The following is a 17,891-nucleotide window of genomic DNA, read 5'->3' on the forward strand; positions in this document are numbered from 1 at the left end:
CCTCCTGGCAAATCACCGACTCACCGTCATCAAAAAACATTGCGTCATTCATTGACACAACGTCAGCGAATGGCGCACTATGACTCAAGTCACTTCTCGGGCTTCGATTCTTCTTCGCGCACGCCCGAGACAGAACAGAAAGCGATGGCGAATGAGCCCCTCCCCCTTGCCGAGCGTGTGCATCATCGGCGCCGGGCCCACCGGAATCACGACGGCCAAGCGAATGAAGGAATTCGGAATACCCTTCGACTGCTACGAAGCGTCCGACGAGGTCGGCGGAAACTGGTACTACAAGAATCCCAACGGGATGTCGGCCTGCTACCAGAGCCTGCACATCGACACGTCGAAGTGGCGCTTGGCATTCGAGGACTTCCCGGTCTCCGCTGACCTTCCCGACTTCCCGCACCACTCCGAACTCTTCCAGTACTTCAAGGACTACGTCGAGCACTTCGGACTGCGTGAGTCGATCATCTTCAACACCAGTGTTGTTGCCGCAGAACGTGATACAGACGGGCTGTGGACCATCACGCGCTCGGACGGCGAAGTTCGCACCTACGACGTCCTGATGGTCTGCAACGGACATCATTGGGATCCCAACATCCCGGACTACCCAGGTGAGTTCGACGGGGTCCTCATGCACAGCCACAGCTACAACGACCCGTTCGACCCGGTCGACATGCGCGGCAAAAAGGTAGTCGTGGTCGGAATGGGCAACTCCGGCTTGGATATTGCCTCCGAACTGGGCCAGAGATACCTCGCCGACAAGCTCATCGTGTCGGCTCGCCGTGGAGTCTGGGTACTGCCGAAATATCTCGGCGGTGTACCCGGCGACAAACTGATCACCCCGCCCTGGATGCCGCGTGGTCTACGACTGTTCCTGAGTCGTCGATTCCTCGGCAAGAATCTGGGAACGATGGAAGGCTACGGTCTGCCGAAGCCGGACCACCGCCCCTTCGAGGCCCACCCCTCGGCCAGCGGCGAGTTCCTCGGACGCGCCGGGTCAGGCGACATAACCTTCAAGCCTGCCATCACCAAACTCGACGGAAAGCAGGTTCACTTCGCGGACGGCACCGCCGAGGACGTCGACGTGGTCATCTGCGCCACCGGCTACAACATCAGCTTCCCCTTCTTCAGTGATCCGAATCTGCTGCCGGACAAAGACAACCGATTCCCACTGTTCAAACGAATGATGAAGCCCGGAATCGACAACCTCTTCTTCATGGGACTCGCGCAGCCGATGCCGACGCTCGTCAACTTCGCCGAGCAGCAGAGCAAGCTCGTCGCGGCCTACCTCACCGGTAAATACCAACTGCCGTCCGCGAACGAGATGCAGGAGATCACCAAAGCCGACGAGGCGTACTTCCTCGCCCCCTATTACAAGTCACCACGCCACACGATTCAGCTCGAGTTCGATCCCTACGTCCGCAACATGAACAAGGAAATCGCCAAGGGCACCAAGCGTGCTGCGGCCTCCGGAAACAAGCTACCTGTTGCCGCGCGTGCAGCAGCACACGAACTCGAGAAGGCGGATCACGCATGAGCCTGGTGAACGGTCACTGCGACAACGAGTTCGACGCCGTCCGCACCGCCTTCGAGGCTCAACTCGAATCCGGTGAAGAACTCGGCGGCTCCGTTGCCATCACCGTCGACGGAGAATCCGTGGTCGATCTCTGGGGCGGGTACGCCGACGAATCCCGTACCACTCCATGGGGCAGCGACACCATCGTCAACACGTTCTCCATCACCAAGACCATGACGGCCCTGTGTGCGCTCCTGCTGGTCGAACGCGGCCAATTGGACGTGTACCAGAAAGTTGCTCACTACTGGCCCGAATTTGCGGCAAACGGTAAGGAAGACATCGAAGTTCGCCACCTCCTGTCGCATACGTCTGGCGTCTCCGGTTGGGAGCGCCCGATCGAACTGACGGACATCTACGACCTCGAGGCGTCCACCGCTCGCCTCGCTACCCAGAAGCCTTGGTGGACCCCGGGTACGGCGTCGGGCTATCACGCGATCAACTACGGCCATCTCGTCGGTGAGGTCATTCGTCGCATCGACGGGCGAACTCTCGGCAGGTTCTTTGCCGAAGAGCTTTCCGGTCCACTGGGAGCCGACTTCCATATCGGCACGTCCGCAGAGCATTTCGGTCGAATCGCCACCATGGTTCCGCCGCCCGCGTTGGAGTTCGACCTGTCCACGCTCGACCAGGACAGCATCTTCATCAAGACCCTGACCTGCCCACTGCTCGACTACCCCGAGGTCAACACCGCACCCTGGCGGGAAGCCGAGATCGGCGCAGTCAACGGCCACGGCAACGCACGTTCTATCGCTCGGGTCCAATCCCTGATCTCGAACGGTGGTGTGCTCGACGGCCGGAAGCTGCTCTCGCAGAGCACCATCGACCTGATCTTCGAGATCCAAGCCGACGGTATCGATCTCGGGATCATGACACCACTCAAGTTCGGCATCGGCTACGGACTGCCACATCCGGTTACCGCGCCACTGATTCCCGACGGACGCACCTGCTGGTGGGCAGGTATCGGCGGCTCGATGCTGGTCAACGATCTGGACCGACGGATGACCTTCGCCTACGTCATGAACAAGATGGCACCGGGTCTGATCGGATCCGACCGCAGCAACGCCTACCTGAGCGCCGCATACAACTCCGAGGTCAGCGAGGTCAGCTCATGAAGGCAGCCCAGCTCATGGGGCCCGGGCTCCTGGAAATCAACGACGTGCCGGTCCCGGAGATCGGCCCGTCGGAACTACTGATTCGGGTGGGCGCAGCGGGAATCTGCCACTCCGATCTCCATCTCCTGCACTTTCCGTACAAGATGCGCGAAGAACCGCTGACAATCGGCCACGAAATTGCCGGAACGATCGAAGCCGTCGGGAGTGGCGTCGACGGCCGTTCCGTCGGAGAGCGTGGCGTCGTCTACCTCTGTTGGTCATGTGGACAGTGCCGAGAATGCATGAGCGGCAACGAGAATATGTGCCTCGCCGCTGGACGCACCGCGATGCCGCCCTGCCCCGGACTCGGTCCCGAAGGCGGGATGGCCGAGTACGTCAAGATCCCGGCTCACTCCTTCGTACCCATCGGCGACCTCGACTTCCTGCAGGCCGCACCTCTCGCCGATGCGGCACTGACGAGCTACCACGCCATTCGCGGTGCCCGCGAACATCTCCAGCCCGGTGCCACCGCCGTCGTGATCGGCGTCGGCGGACTCGGTCACGTTGCAGTACAGATACTTCGCGCAATCAGTGCCGTGCGCATCATCGCCGTCGATGTCGGACAGGATCAACTCGATCTCGCCAAACGTTGCGGCGCCGACATCACGCTCGAATCGGGACCGGACACCGCGCAGCACATCCTCGACCTCACGTCGGCCAGAGGCGCAGAAGTCATCTTCGACTTCGTCGGTATCGACGCAACTGCACAGATGTCCGTTCAAGCGGTTGCGCCGAACGGCGCGTATCGCATGGTGGGCCTCGGAGGCGGAAACCCCGGAATCACTGCCGAAGCTGCCGGCGGACCAGGCTGGCCGTGGGGCGCATCGATCCGGAAGTCCTACGGCGGCACCAGAAACGACCTCGTCGATTCCATCGCCCTGGCACAGGCCGGTCTGGTAACGGTAGAAGTAGCCCGCTTCGACCTCGCTGATGCCCGCGACGCACTCGACCGTCTCGAACACGGCAAGGTCACCGGACGCGCAGTGCTCGTACCCTAATCTTCGAAAGGCACTTCACGTGACTACTTCCGCTGATACACAAGCATTCATCGCGTCCGTCATGGCCGGGCTGACCGGCCCCGGTGGTCCTTTCGAGATGCAAGTCGAGGATGTACTGGGCAGTTCGATGCCCGTCATGAAGAACCGCGACAAGGCACTCGGCGACGTGCTCGCTGCATCCTTCGACTACGGATCACGCGACTACCTGGTGACCAAGGACCGACGCTTCAGCTACCTCGAGCACGGCGAGGCCGTAGCAGCATTGGCGACGGCGCTGCGCGAGCGGTACGGCGTCCGCAAGGGTGATCGGGTCGGCATACTTGCTGCCAATACGCCGGAATGGGTGATGACCTTCTGGGCGGCTCAGTCCCTCGGTGCCATCGCCGTCGGATTCAACTCGTGGTGGGTGGCCCGCGAGGTGGCGTACGGCATCGATCACACCACCCCCACAGTGGTGATCGCCGACGCCAAACGCGCGCAGATTCTTTCCGAACTGAACACCGATGTTCCCGTACTCACGATGGAAGAAGATCTACCTACCTTGATGGAGAAGTATTCGGGATCGACACTGCCCCGTACTTCCGTCAACGAGGACGATCCGGCCGTCATCCTGTACACGAGCGGAACCAGCGGCCGCCCCAAGGGGGCTGTTCACAGTCACCGAAACGTGTTGGCCGTCATCGACTACCACCGCTACAGCGATCGCCTCGCTGCGGCGTTCACCGGCAAACCCAGCGACGGCCGACCGAGTGACTTGCGGTATCTGCTGACCGCGCCGCTGTTTCACATTGCAAGCCTGCATAACCTGGCGATCCCACGACTCGCGACGGGCGGAGCGGTGGTCATCCATCAGGGCGCCTTCGACGTCGACGAAGTCCTTTCCCTCGTCGAACGCGAGAAGGTCACAAACTGGGCGGTGGTCCCCACCATGGCAACCCGTCTCCTCGAGTACGGCAGTCTCGAGAAGTACGACCTGACCTCACTGAGCGCCTTGGCGCTCGCGTCTGCGCCGTCATCTCCGGCCTTGCAGGACCGACTGCGCGCACGACTGCCTTTTGCGCAGCACACCTTGGTCGACAGCTACGGGCTCACCGAATCCTCCACCGGCATTTCAGTTGCCACACCACCGGAACTTGCCGCGTTCCCCGGAACTCTCGGCCGGCCGATCATCGGGGTGAGCGTGGAGGTGCGCGACCCCTTCGGTGTTGCAGTCCCCGACGGCGAGGAAGGTGAGATCTGTGCGCGCAGCGCCTATGTGATGTTGGGGTACTGGAACGACGAGACCGCGACTGCAGCCGCTATCGGTCCTGATCGATGGCTCCGAACCGGCGACTTCGGAGTATTCGAGGACGGCCGACTCCGCCTGACGGGTCGCCGATCCGACCTGATCCTGCGCGGCGGCGAGAACGTCTACCCTCTCGAAATCGAGCAGACCATCGACGAGCATCCCGCCGTACTCGAATGCGCTGTGATCGGCATTGATTCGGCAGACCTCGGCCAAGAAGTTGCAGCCGTCGTCGTTTTGCGGAGTGAGGGAGCCGCCGGCGAAGAAGAACTACGCGACTACGTCGCCGAACGACTGGCTTACTTCAAGGTGCCGGTGAAGTGGAAACTGAGCACAACTCCTCTGCCCCGCAATGCAACCGGAAAAACGATACGTGCAAAGGTGGTTCTCTCATGACCTACGACGCCGTGATCAACAACGGTCTGTGGTTCGACGGCACCGGGGCCAAACCAGCTGTCCGCAATCTGGGTATCCGCGATGGGTTGGTTACTGCCATCTCCCTCGATCCACTCGACGAAACCGACTGTCCCCGTGTCATCGACGCCAGGCGCAAGTGGGTGATCCCGGGCATCGTGGACATCCACACCCACTACGACGTCGAGATCCTCGAAGGCCCGACACTGAGCGAATCGCTCAGACACGGGGTCACGTCGATCTTTGTCGGATCGTGTTCCCTGTCCACCATTCACGCCAGCCCCTCCGACGCGGGTGATCTCTTCGGCAGAGTAGAGGCAATTCCGCGTAAGCACGTCGTCGACGCACTCAACCGTGCCAAGACCTGGAACTCTGCGAGCGAGTATGTTGCTGCACTAGAGGCGCTTCCGCTAGGTCCCAACGTTGCAGCCTTCATCGGACACTCCGATATGCGGGCCGCCGAGATGGGACTGGATCGTGCTACCAGGAAGGACGTCCATCCCACAGACGCCGAACTCGCGTCGATGGAAGCACAGTTGACCGAAGCTCTCGACGCAGGATTCGTCGGGATGTCCAGTCAGCAATTGTTGTTCGACAAACTCGACGGCGAGACCTGCCGCTCACGCACGCTGCCGTCGACGTATGCAACCACGAAAGAACGACGCCGACTCAATGCGATCCTGCGCCGTCGGGGACGGGTATTTCAGGCCGGACCTGACCTCTCCAACCCGATGAGTACCGGAGCGATGGCGTTCTCCAGCGCGGGTATCTGGCGTAAGCGACTCAAGACGAGCATGCTTTCGGCGGCCGACATCAAGTCCAACAAGTTGGCCGTGGTGATACTCGGCCCACTGGCACACTTGGTCAATCAACTCGGCGGCGACCTGCGCTGGCAGCACCTGCCAGTTCCCTTCGAGGTATATGCCGACGGCATCGACCTGGTTGTCTTCGAGGAGTTCGGATCCGGCGCTGCAGCACTGCATCTGACCGACGAGATGGAACGCAACGTCCTCATGCAGAGCGAGGATTACCGTCGACAATTCCGCAAGGACTACGACCAGAAGTTCGGTGTCAAAGTTTGGCATCGCGATTTCTTCGACGCCGAGATCGTCTCCTGCCCCGACGAATCCCTGGTCGGCAAGAGCTTCGGGCAGGTCGGCGTCGAACGTGGCGGCCTCCACCCTGTCGATGCATTCCTGGATCTGGTCCTCGAACACGGCACGAAAGTGCGTTGGCGCACAACCATCTCGAACCACCGGCCGGAGGTTCTGGACAAGTTCGCCCAGGACAATGGCGTCCAACTCGGGTTCTCCGACGCCGGAGCGCATTTGCGCAACATGGCGTTCTACAACTTCGGCTTACGCCTACTACGACGTGTCTACGATGCCCAAAAGGTCGGCCGTCCGTTCATGACCGTCGAGGCAGCGGTGCATCGTCTCACCGGTGAACTCGCCGAGTGGTACGACATCGATGCCGGACACCTTCGATTAGGTGATCGCGCCGACCTGGTTGTGATCGATCTCGCTCATCTCGACGATTCGCTCGACACTTATGCGGAAAGCCCGGTTGTGGAGTACGACAACCTCTCCCGCATGGTCAATCGCAACGACCAGACCGTCACCGCAGTGTTCGTCGGCGGCGAGTACGTCTTCGGCGACGGAGAAGCAGCACCCGTTCTCGGCAACCGCCGAACCGGAAAGTTCTTGAAAGCAGGTGCCCATTAACACGTCCAGATTTGCCGGGAAAACAGCAGTCGTCACTGGAGCAGCATCAGGTATCGGTGCAGCCATCGCACTAAGGCTTATCGACGAAGGCGCACAGGTAGCTGGAATCGACATCGCTGCAGAGGGTTTGAAAGAGATAGCCTCCCAGCACGGCGGGGCCTTCCTCGCCGTTCCCACTGACGTCACCAAGGAATCCGATGTTGCCGAGGCCCTTGCCGCGGCGGCGGCGGAATTCGGCGGTATCGATCTGGCTTTCAACGTTGCCGGTGCGTCGAGGGTGGGGCAGATCGTCGACCTCGACGAGGCCGACTGGGACTTCACCATCGACCTGGTGCAGAAGGGCGTCTTCCTCTGCACCAAACATGAAGCGCGGCATATCCGAGAGCACGGTCGCGGTGGTGCGATAGTCAACGTGTCCTCATTGAACGCGCACGTGCCGAGCCCCTACGGGAGCGCATACGCGACAGGCAAAGCCGGAGTCGAGATGTTCAGCAAGAATGCCGCGATCGAACTGGCTGCGTCGGGGATCCGGGTCAACGCAGTTCTACCCGGCCTGGTCGACACGCCACTGGTCGCGCCGGTCATGAACTACGAACCCGCCCGCGACATGTTTCTCAGCCGAATCCCCATGTCCCGAGCGGCAACTCCCGACGAGATCGCGGGCCCCTGCCTCTATCTCGCCAGCGACGACGCCTCGTACATCACCGGAACCAGTCTGGTCGTCGACGGCGGCTGGGAGGTCTCGAACTACCCGGATCTGACGACGCTGGGCAACTAGTTCAGTTACCGGGCAACACACATTGAGTATCGAGGCCGAGGACGTGGTTGAGCCGGCCGAAGGCCAACCACGATCCGAGGCACATGCTCAACTCGACGATTTCTCGCTGGGAATAGTGAGCGGTCATACGTTCCCAGAACTCGTCGTCGAGTCCGTGGTGGTCGAGGGCGTATCTCTCGGCGTATTCGGCAGCGAGGCGCGTCCTGTCGTCGAAGGCATCGGTGATGCGCCAGTCGGTGACAGACTGATCGAACGTCGACTCCACAGTCTCGCCGTCACGCTCGGTGCGCCAGTCCTGACAGAAGATGCACCCGTTGATCTGAGCGATCCGGAGCCTGGCCGCCTCGAACTCACGGAGGCCGAGAGTTCCGTCTGTGTAGACCTTTTGGGAGAACCCGGCGGCCGCGGGTCCGATGCCGGGGACCATCTCTCCCCACACGTAGCCGATCGGATTCTTGCCTTCGGGTATGTCGATATTCATGTGAGTACCTCCGAGTTTCGGGCACCGAACTTGCCGACGCCGGGTGTGAGCGGAACGTCCAGCGCGTCGTAGAGACCGGGTTCAGCCTGACGTAGCCAGGGAATTGCGTTGACGAGACGTCCTACGGCCGTGGCATTTCCACCGGCCGCGCGGTTTCCACCTTCATCGGTGGCTTCGACGTTGATCTCGATTCGTGGTCGTCCTTCGACGATCACCTTGTGCGCGCCGTCGCCTCCGTCTGGCGGGAACGGCCAGTCGCGGGCACAGGACGGATGAATACGCGTGACGTGTTCGATCACGATCAGGGGTTCCCCGCCGACGATTCCCTGAACCTCGAATCGCAGTGCGCCTTGGGTGCCGACCGCGAACTCCCCCATATGTTCGGTCGACACGGTTTCCTCGAGCGGGCGGCGCAGCAAGGTCTCGCGGATCTCGTCGAGTTCCACCCCGAGTGCCCGCGCGATGAGCCGAATCTGCCCGCCCCAGACCATGGTGGGTACGGTCGGCGCGACCATGGGAGGTTCGTAGTCCATCGGCTGACCCATCCCGATCAGGTAGCGGACAGAATCCGGCTGTTCGTAGGTCGTGTAGTCGAAGATTTCCTGACACCGGATCTGGTCGATTGTCCCCGCGAGCCCGCTGACGAGAATCGGCAGGATGTCGTTGCCCCAGCCTGGGTCGATACCGGAGACGAACAGAGCGCCGCCGCCCGCCTTAGCAGCAGCTTCGACGGGATCACGAAGTTCGGGAGGCGCAGATTTCGGGTCGTACAGCGCATATACGGACGGCGTGACCACCACAGCTCCGGCGGCCAGTGCCCGCGTGATGTCGGCAACCGCGTCGTCGGGCCGAATGTCGCCGGACGCCGCGTAGACCACCGCGCCGGGAGACGCTGCGAGCACGACATCGGCGTCGTCGGTAGCCGCGACGCCCAGGTGCACTCCCAGATCGGCGAGGTCACCGGCGTCTCGCCCGACCTTCTCGGGGTTCGCAACGATGACGCCGACAAGTTCGAGGGCCGGATTGGCTGTCACAGCGCGAATCGATGCACGCCCGACGTTGCCGGTACCCCACACGACAGTCGGAATCTTGGACTCGGCTTCATTCGAAACTGCACCCATCAATCGGACATTACCCAGCTCAGCGCGTCAGGTCAGCAGAACTGCAAGAATTCGTTTCACTTCATCCGGTCAAAAATGCCATTGCCTGCGCAGTCAGTGCGCCGTCACCCCGCCTCCGGTACGTCTCGGCGGGTCGGCCGTTACCTGGTCTGCTCATCTCGCCGGTACTTTCGAGCGCGTCGAACACCTGCCGGCGGAAGCTGTCCTTCTGGAACGGACGATCGAAGATCACCTCGTAGAGTCCCCGAAGTTCGGCGACGGTGAACGTCCCGCCCGACAATCCGTCCGGATCCACGTACGACGCATACCTCGTGCGTAGGTCCGTGACCGCGAGTCGCACCATGTCGGCGTGATCGAATGCTAGTCCGCTCACTGCCTCGTCGTCGTACACATCGACGAGAAGCGCCGAATCGGGCAGTGCCGATTCCGGTAGGCAAGCCGTGTGTGCGACCGACAAAACCCATCCACGGTCGTCGCGGTCCGGTCGGTCGAAGATCGCCAACTGGTGGAAGCTCGTCTGGGCCAACTCTGCCTTGACCGACAGGGCACGATCGGCTGCGGCCGTGAGCAATTCGCGTTCGTGCAGAAATGTTCCCGGTAGCGCCAGCGCACCGAGACGGTGCCGAACCACCAGAACTTTCAGAGATCCACCGCTGTACGTCAGCACCGCGACGTCCACTGCCACAGACGGACGCGGATAGTCCGTCAATCCCTTGCCGCTCGTGTCTGTCCATTTATTCACCCTTGCATGTTATCTCAAACATAATCTATGGTTAGCGCAAAGTTGATCAAACGATCATCGCGAACCGAAGAGGTGGCTATGAAACTCACCGCACAGCAGTCCGATCGAGCGGCCGGCGTTCTGCTCGGCACCGCAGCAGGAGACGCACTCGGCGCCGGCTACGAATTCACCTACCCGAAGGCCGAGGTCACGATCGACATGATCGGTGGCGGCCCGTTCGACTGGGCGCCGGGAGAGTGGACCGACGACACCTCGATGGCAGTTGCGATCGCCGAGGTGGCCGCTACCGGAATCGACATCGGAAGCGCTGACGGTCTCGATGCCATTGCAGCACAGTTCATCCGGTGGTACGACTCGAAGCCCGCGGACATCGGCAACCAGACGCGAGCAGTGTTGTCCGTCCGCTCCGAAAGCGCAGCGGCGATGGCGGATCGTGCGCGGGCGATCAGCGGCCGCAAGGCCGGCAACGGCTCGCTCATGCGGACTGCTCCCGTCGCCCTCTCCTACTTGGACGATGCAGAAGGTGCCAGGTCGGCAGCGCACCGGATCAGTTCACTCACGCACGACGACCCGCGTGCCGGACAGGCGTGCGAGTTGTGGACCCATGCCATCCGCCATGCCGTTGTCGCCGGCAACTTCGACGGTGTTCGCGGCTTCCTCTCCGTTGCCGATCAGGACGTCGCCGAATACTGGGGCCCGCTGCTCGATCAGGCCGAAACCGGGAACCCGCAGGACTTCTCCAAGAACGGTTGGGTGGTGCATGCACTTCAAACTGCTTGGTGGGCAATCACTTCCACGGACAATGGCGATGCTCGCCACCTCCAGTACGCATTGGAAGCAGCAGTAAGAGCCGGCGGGGACACCGACACGACGGCGGCCATCGCGGGTGGCCTCCTTGGCGCCCGCTGGGGAGCGTCGGCGGTTCCCGCCCGTTGGCGCCGAATCATGCATGGCTGGCCGGGATACCGTTCCTCCGATCTGATTCGCCTGGCAATAAAGACCGCTCGCGGCGGTACCGACGACAAGAACGGATGGCCGTCGACGGCAGAACTCGACTACTCGAGGTTTCGCGGAACCCACCACCTGACGACGCACCCGCACGACGACGGCGTCATGCTCGGCGGCGTCGATGCGGTGTCCACTGCAGACTACGACGCCGTGGTCAGCCTGTGCCGCATGGGAACACGACAGGTCGCTCCTGATCACGTCGAGTTCTGGTTGGTCGACGACGGTCACGATTCCAACGCCAACCTCGAGTTCGTTCTCGACGACGCAGCGCGCACCGTCCAGGCGTTGCGGGCCGAGGGAAAGCGCGTACTCCTCCATTGCGTTCAGGCGCACAGTCGCACGCCGTCGGTTGCAGCGCGATACTCGATGTTGATCGGACGTGACCCCTACGACGTACGCTCGGCTATGCCGTGGGCTCGCCCGAAGCGTGAACTCTGGAACACGGCAGTCGGAAACGCGTCCGTCGGACACACAGCCGTCGGATACACAGGAGGATCCATGCCCGCTATTACAGTCGTCGAAGGTGACATCACGACGCTGACCGTCGACGCCATCGTCAATGCGGCCAACTCCAGGCTCCTCGGCGGCGGCGGTGTCGACGGCGCGATCCACCGTGCCGGGGGACCGGAGATCCTGAAGGCTTGCGAGGTATTGCGCAACACCAGCCTTCCCGACGGCCTGCCGGTGGGTGCGGCCGTAGCCACCACCGCCGGAAAGCTGCACGCCAAGGCCGTGATTCACACCGTCGGCCCGAGGTATTCGCGCTCCGAGGACCGTTCCGGTCTGCTTCGGTCGGCGTACACCCGCAGCCTCGCCGTGGCCGACTCGATCGGCGCCCGTACCGTCGCCTTTCCGTTGATCTCAGCAGGGGTCTACGGCTGGCCGAAGGAAGATGCCGTCCGACAGGCCGTTTCAGCGATTCGCGCGGCGAAGACCGAGGTCGAGACGGTCACACTGGTCGCATTCAACAAGGAGACGGCAGACCTGATGCGCCGCGCGATCGCCTGACCGTTTACCGGGCCCACTTCACGCCACGTTAAAGCACTGCAGAGCGGTCGGAGAAGTGGAGAAATTTCACCGGTTGGACGTTTGTCCAACAATTTGTCCGAATCGCATATTCTGCGGCTCGCTCTGTGTTCTACTCCTCTCCAGGGTTTGAGCTGGTGGTGAGCAAACGACGAGACGTATTCGATTCTCTGTCAGCTCGAGGCCGGTTCCCGGACCCGGCTTCAAGCCGAGAGCTCGATCTTGTCGAGCGCTACTCAAGGAGAATGTGAATGGTGTCGACGTTGATGCGCCGAGGAGTGGGGGTGGCCGCGTCGTTGACCGGATGCGTTGCCCTCGTGATCGGCGGAGCCGGAGTCTCGTCCGCCGCTGATGTGGACCTTCCGTTCACGGCATCGTGCCACGGGTGGCAGTTCCCCGGACCGATCACGCACAACGAGACGCGTGATTCCGGCGTCACGATCAGTGCGCCGGCCGTGGTCCCGCCGAACTCCACCTTCACATACCGCCTCGCGCCCAAGCCGATGACGGTCCCCAAGGACGGTTACGACCTCAGGTCCGTCGTGAACTGGACGCGTCTCAAGTTCGATTTCGACATCCCCGCAGGCACCTCCTACGTGGGGGCGCAGATCGTGGCCGGCACCAGCTCGAATCTGGGTGGGGTCGCCCCGACGATCACGCGGGTGAACGATGCCGGTTCACCCGATCCGAATGGGACGCATCTTCGTATCTCCGGCAACAACATCACGGCGGGCAACGGACCCAACACCGACGACAACGGCGGCGGCGGAATCGAGGTCGGTGGAGGAAAGACGTTCCAGCTCCCGGCAGTCGACGTCACCGTCACGTCAGGGGCTGTGGGAACCCAGATCAAGCCCATGCTGCGCGTGTCCGACTCCAACTCGGGTTCCTACGACAGTGCCGCCAACTACCTGACCTTCCTGCAGCAGGAGACCCTGCTCGGCGGCGTCAAATACTGGCTGACCACCAATTGCTCACCACGCGACAATCGTTCGGCCGGATTGAACGCCGGCGGCCGGCCGCTCGCCGTGATCAACGTCGACTCCAGCCTCGCTCAGACACAGACGCGAATCGACGCACCCGGTAAAGCTGTCGTCGGTGACTCCGTGGAGTTGACGGCAACGGTCACTCCGTGGCCGTCGGGAGGAACAGTGCAGTTCCGCGACGGAGGGGTTGACCTCGGCGCTCCGGTGGCCGTCGTCAACGGCGTCGCGAAGGCCAACCGCACGATGACAACAGCGGGCGACCACAACATCACGGCGTACTACACGGGATCGGCCGGTTTCATGGAGTCGATGTCGGGCGCCGTGACGATCAACGTCGTCGAACCGTCCGAGCCCGAGCCTGGCACCGGTAGCCTCGGCAGCCTTGGTACCCCCGGATTCGGGTCGTGAAAACTGTGAACAGAAACCAGGATTCGACGATGAACTCGAAACTCCTACGCGGCTCTGCGATTGCAACCGTCTCGGTACTGGCCGGCGGCTTGTTCTCCATCGTCGGCGGCGGGATCGCCTCTGCTGCCCCCGAGACCAAGAGCGTGGCCTTCACAACTGCATGCCATGTGCGCGAGATGGACGGTGTGGCAAGCCCGATCACGTTCAACGAGACACTCGGCTCGGGAGTCACCATCACCGCGCCGACCACCGCGGCACCAGGTGAGACCGTCACCTACCGCGTGCAGCCGAACGAGATGAAGACAAACAGCGGCGGCCATGCCAGCCGTGGAGTCGTGCATTGGGCCCGGATCAAGTACGACTTCGACATCCCGTCCGGCGTCGAATTCGTGAGTTCCCAGCTTGTGGCGGACAGTGCGTACGGCCTCGGATCCGACAGTGCCACTCCGACAGTCACACGGATCGACGACGGCGGTAATCCATCGGCATCCGGTACGCACCTGCGTATCTCCGGATCGAATCGAACCACCGGAAACGGTCCGTCCTCCGCAGTTCGATCGAGTGACGGCATCATCGTCGGTGCCAACACCAAGTTCCGACTCCCCGCAGTCGACGTCACGGTCAAAGCTGGTGCGGCCGGTACCGAGATCAAGCCTTCGCTGAGGGTTTCCGATCCCGGTTCCGCCAACTACGACGACGACCGAAATGCGCTCACATTCGTCCAGCGCGAAAAGGATGTCTTCACAGTCAACTACTGGGAGCGCTACAACTGCTCCCCGCGGGACAACAGGAACTCCGGCCTCAACGCCGGTGGGCAGGCCCTGACCACCATCTACGTCAGCCAACCGACAACCACCACAATCCAGATGCCCGGCTCGATCCAAGCCAGCACACCGACCGAGCTTGTCGCAAAGGTGGATCCGGCTCCGGTCAACGGAAACGTGCAGTTCAGGGTGGACGGCGCCGACGTCGGTACACCGGTCACTCCGGGCGCCGACGGCACTGCCCGGCTACCGCATACCTTCTTCACCGCCGGAACCGCGCGGGTCTCCGCAACGTTCCAGGGAGTCAACGGATTCCAGAGTTCCAACTCGACCGAGGCAATGGTCACGGTGACTGCCGCACCTGTCGTCAAGCAGACCGACACTGCCGTGAACGTTCCTACCGATGCGAAGACGGGCATATCGGTGTCGCTGAGGGCGCAGGTCACGCCGACACCCGCCGGTGGCACTCTCCAGTTCAAGGACGGCGCTGCAGATATCGGCGCTCCGATCCCGGTGGGCGCTGACGGCAAAGCCACTCTGGAACATGCCTTCACCTCGGCTGGATCTCATGCCGTCTCGGCCTACTACTCCGGCGCAACAGGATTCATGCCGTCGATGGCATCCGCTCAAACGGTCACCGTGTCTGATCCCGCACCGTCCGATGTCACCACCTCGACCTCACTGGCAGCTCCCGCGACGACCAAGCAGAATGTCGCGGCAGAACTGTCCGCGACGGTCACCCCCAACCCCGGCGGGGGCTCGGTTCAGTTCTACGACGGCGACCAACCCATCGGACAGCCCGTTGTCGTCGGAGTCGATGGAGTGGCGCGACTGACGCACACTTTCGCATCGACGGGCGATCATCGGATCAAGGCGTCATACGCCGGGCGAAGTGGATTCACACAGTCCGCGTCGGACGAATCCGTCGTCAAGGTTTCTGCTGCGCCTGACGACGGCGGGAACGGCGGTTCGGGCAGCCTCGGTTCACTGGGCGGTCTCTTCGGTTCCTGATCGAATTCTTCTCGACGCTGTTGCCGCTGCACCGATTCGGAGCAGCGGCAGCAGCCTGTTGCGGCCGTGGTCATAGAACTGATTGATTTATCGATGGAGCACAAGTGTCCAGGAATTCTCTTTCTCGACGGTCGTTTCTCGCCGCCGGGGTCGGTGCAACTGCAGTCGCCGCTACTTCCCTTCTCCCGCCGTCGCTTCAGCGTGTACTGGCGACACCCGTCAACTCCGGCGGGCTCGATTCGATCGAGCATGTTGTCCTCGTCATGCAGGAGAACCGATCTTTCGATCACTACTACGGCGCACTGAGGGGTGTTCGCGGATTCGGGGATCCGAATGCGCTGCGTCTGCGCGGCGGCCACAGCGTCTTCGAACAACCCGGTCCTACCGGTCCTGTGCTCCCCTTCCCCATCCGCGATTCCGCTGCGGCGCAACGCATGGACACCCAGAACGTGGCCGGACTCGACCACAGCTGGGCGGGCGGACATGCCGCACTCGCCGACGGCTGGCACGACGGTTGGATCGCGGCAAAAACCAGTACGACAATGGCGTACTACGACCGGCAAGACATCCCGTTCCATTACGAACTGGCGGACGCGTTCACGATCTGCGACGCCTACCACTGCTCCGTACCGACATCGACGAGCCCCAACCGGAACTATTGGGTCTCTGGATACACCGGATACGAGCCACTTTCGCCTAATCCGACCGAGTCGGTCCTGCCTTCGGATCCGCCCGGCCCCGAGGGAAGAGCTGTAACCAATGCGGCCTATAACCCCTGGCACGCCGGCTACGGATGGACGACGGTTCCCGAGCGGTTGCAGTCCGCCGGCATTTCCTGGAAGACCTACCAGGAGTGGGACAACTTCGGAGACAACAACCTCGAATACTTCACTGCCTTCAAGAAAGTGGCGGCAGGACTGCTTGGTCGGCCAAGCCTGCTCCCCTACGAACTGCAGACCTTGGCCGGGTTCTATCTCGCCCTGCCGTCGATGCCGGCGCCGGTCCAGGACGCAGCGGTACTGGCCCTCGAGAATGCTGCAGACCAACTGTCGCCTGCTGATCGCCAACTCTACGATCGCGCACTGTACCGATCCCGGCCCGGCACACTGGCCGCCGAGTTCAGGAAGGACGTCGAGTCGGGCCGACTGCCGCAAGTCAGTTATCTCGTTCCGTCCGAGGTGGATTCGGAGCATCCATCGGGTTCGTCACCTGCGGCGAGCGCAACACTGCTCTATCAAGTACTCGACGCCATCGCGTCCGATCCGGATCTGTGGGCGAAGACGGCCGTGATCGTCAACTTCGACGAGAACGACGGGTACTTCGACCATGTACCGCCACCTCGACCGCCGCGCTCGGTCGAAGCCGAATGGGTCGGCAATCAGCCGCTCGGTCTCGGCCCGCGGGTGCCGATGACGATTATCTCGCCGTGGACTGTTGGCGGTTTCGTTTGTTCACAAGTATTCGACCACACGTCCGTCACGCAGTTCCTGGAGACGCGGTTCGGAATCACGCAACCGGAAATCGACCCGTGGCGACGCACGGTGAGTGGCGACCTGACGTCGGCGTTCGACTTCGCCAACCCGCGTAGCCGGCCGACGTTGGCGCGCCCGCAACCCACACCGCCGCTGGAACCGCGATGGACGCCAACACCTCCCACCGAACAGAGAATGCCCCTGCAGGAAAGCGGCACTCGACCAGCACGGGCCCTTCCCTATCAGCCCGACGCCTACACGACGGTGAACCCGGAAACCGGCTCGTTGACGGTCCATCTGGTCAATGCCGGTGCCGCATCAACTCACCTGGCCTTGTACCCGTACGCAGGTGAGTTCGACGAGCCACGGCATTACGACCTCCTGGGCGAGGTCGATGACACCGTTGCGCTCAGTGATCGCGTCTACAGCCTGACCCTGTTGGGTCCCAATGGTTTCAGGCGCGAGTTCAGTGGAGCTACAGACAGTGCGGCAGCCTCGCTCGACGTCTCGACAACCATCGACGCAGGGACGCGCGCGCTTGTACTGACCGCGAACAATTCCGGAAGTCATGCACTCTCCGTCGACGTCGACGGAGACCGACGGAAGCTCGCTGCCGGCGCACGCGGCCGGTGGGCGGTGGCGTCGGTGGACGGCTGGTATCAGGCCATCGTGACGGTCGACGAAGATCCTGAATTCAAGCGCGTGCTCGTCGGACACATCGAAAACGGGCGGACCAGTGTAAGCCAACCGACGTGAATCGACACCGAGCGTTCAAGCCCAGGGCCGAATCCCCATTCGGACAAGTCAATCCATCCACACACCCAGAAGGAGTTTCCGTGCGTCGTATCCCGCTCTCAGCACTGATAGTCGCGGGCTCACTGATACTGGGCGGCGGAATTGCCGCGGCTCAGGGCAGCCTGCCCACGTCGGGGAGCGCCGATGG

General features: G+C 62.3%; 13 protein-coding genes. 10 read left to right on the plus strand and 3 right to left on the minus strand.

The annotated features are described in order from the left end of the window. The first annotated feature begins 151 nt into the window (after positions 1-151). Genes EHW12_RS28205 through EHW12_RS28230 form a run of 6 tightly spaced genes read left to right on the plus strand, consistent with a single transcriptional unit; the run spans position 152 to position 7,929 of the window. The gene (locus EHW12_RS28205; protein WP_206434793.1) at positions 152-1,540 is read left to right on the plus strand and encodes an NAD(P)-binding domain-containing protein; all 1,389 of its coding nucleotides are present in this window, start codon (positions 152-154) and stop codon (positions 1,538-1,540) included. Further along, the gene (locus EHW12_RS28210) at positions 1,537-2,691 is read left to right on the plus strand and encodes a serine hydrolase domain-containing protein (protein ID WP_125052310.1); all 1,155 of its coding nucleotides are present in this window, start codon (positions 1,537-1,539) and stop codon (positions 2,689-2,691) included. Before EHW12_RS28205 ends, EHW12_RS28210 begins: the two co-directional genes overlap by 4 nt. After that, a complete protein-coding gene (locus tag EHW12_RS28215; RefSeq protein WP_125052312.1) occupies positions 2,688-3,728 on the plus strand; it encodes an NAD(P)-dependent alcohol dehydrogenase in 1,041 nt (346 codons plus the stop codon). Before EHW12_RS28210 ends, EHW12_RS28215 begins: the two co-directional genes overlap by 4 nt. A 19-nt stretch (positions 3,729-3,747) precedes the next feature. Then, on the plus strand, positions 3,748-5,409 hold the full coding sequence (locus EHW12_RS28220) for a class I adenylate-forming enzyme family protein (RefSeq protein WP_125052314.1): 1,662 nt from the start codon (positions 3,748-3,750) through the stop codon (positions 5,407-5,409). Continuing rightward, positions 5,406-7,151, plus strand: a complete 1,746-nt coding sequence (locus EHW12_RS28225; RefSeq protein ID WP_125052316.1) for a hypothetical protein — start codon at positions 5,406-5,408, stop codon at positions 7,149-7,151. Before EHW12_RS28220 ends, EHW12_RS28225 begins: the two co-directional genes overlap by 4 nt. After that, positions 7,141-7,929, plus strand: a complete 789-nt coding sequence (locus EHW12_RS28230; RefSeq protein ID WP_030536188.1) for an SDR family NAD(P)-dependent oxidoreductase — start codon at positions 7,141-7,143, stop codon at positions 7,927-7,929. Before EHW12_RS28225 ends, EHW12_RS28230 begins: the two co-directional genes overlap by 11 nt. A 1-nt stretch (position 7,930) precedes the next feature. Here EHW12_RS28230 and EHW12_RS28235 read toward each other — a convergent pair whose 3' ends face one another. The 3 genes from EHW12_RS28235 to EHW12_RS28245 form a co-directional block, all read right to left on the minus strand. Further along, entirely contained in the window at positions 7,931-8,410 is a 480-nt protein-coding gene (locus EHW12_RS28235; RefSeq protein WP_125052318.1) for a carboxymuconolactone decarboxylase family protein, read from the minus strand. Next, entirely contained in the window at positions 8,407-9,531 is a 1,125-nt protein-coding gene (locus tag EHW12_RS28240; RefSeq protein ID WP_125052320.1) for a dihydrodipicolinate reductase, read from the minus strand. Before EHW12_RS28240 ends, EHW12_RS28235 begins: the two co-directional genes overlap by 4 nt. A 61-nt stretch (positions 9,532-9,592) precedes the next feature. Then, positions 9,593-10,273 (minus strand): NUDIX hydrolase, encoded by a 681-nt coding sequence (locus tag EHW12_RS28245; protein WP_003943269.1) that lies wholly within the window; start codon positions 10,271-10,273, stop codon positions 9,593-9,595. 78 nt (positions 10,274-10,351) lie between these two features. Here EHW12_RS28245 and EHW12_RS28250 point away from each other — a divergent pair, with 78 nt between their 5' ends. The 4 genes from EHW12_RS28250 (at position 10,352) to EHW12_RS28265 (ending at position 17,704) form a co-directional block, all read left to right on the plus strand. Beyond that, positions 10,352-12,289, plus strand: a complete 1,938-nt coding sequence (locus tag EHW12_RS28250) for an O-acetyl-ADP-ribose deacetylase (RefSeq protein ID WP_125052322.1) — start codon at positions 10,352-10,354, stop codon at positions 12,287-12,289. A 269-nt stretch (positions 12,290-12,558) separates the two neighbouring features. Continuing rightward, the gene (locus EHW12_RS28255) at positions 12,559-13,701 is read left to right on the plus strand and encodes an Ig-like domain-containing protein (protein WP_030536192.1); all 1,143 of its coding nucleotides are present in this window, start codon (positions 12,559-12,561) and stop codon (positions 13,699-13,701) included. A 29-nt stretch (positions 13,702-13,730) separates the two neighbouring features. Further along, positions 13,731-15,476 carry an Ig-like domain-containing protein gene (locus EHW12_RS28260; RefSeq protein ID WP_207624044.1) on the plus strand — a complete coding sequence of 582 codons (1,746 nt, stop codon included), beginning with the start codon at positions 13,731-13,733 and terminating at the stop codon, positions 15,474-15,476. A gap of 104 nt (positions 15,477-15,580) precedes the next feature. After that, on the plus strand, positions 15,581-17,704 hold the full coding sequence (locus tag EHW12_RS28265; RefSeq protein WP_125052324.1) for a phospholipase C, phosphocholine-specific: 2,124 nt from the start codon (positions 15,581-15,583) through the stop codon (positions 17,702-17,704). The last annotated feature ends 187 nt before the right edge of the window (positions 17,705-17,891 follow it).

This window comes from Rhodococcus sp. NJ-530 (genome assembly GCF_003860625.1).
Lineage (GTDB): Bacteria > Actinomycetota > Actinomycetes > Mycobacteriales > Mycobacteriaceae > Rhodococcus_F > Rhodococcus_F qingshengii.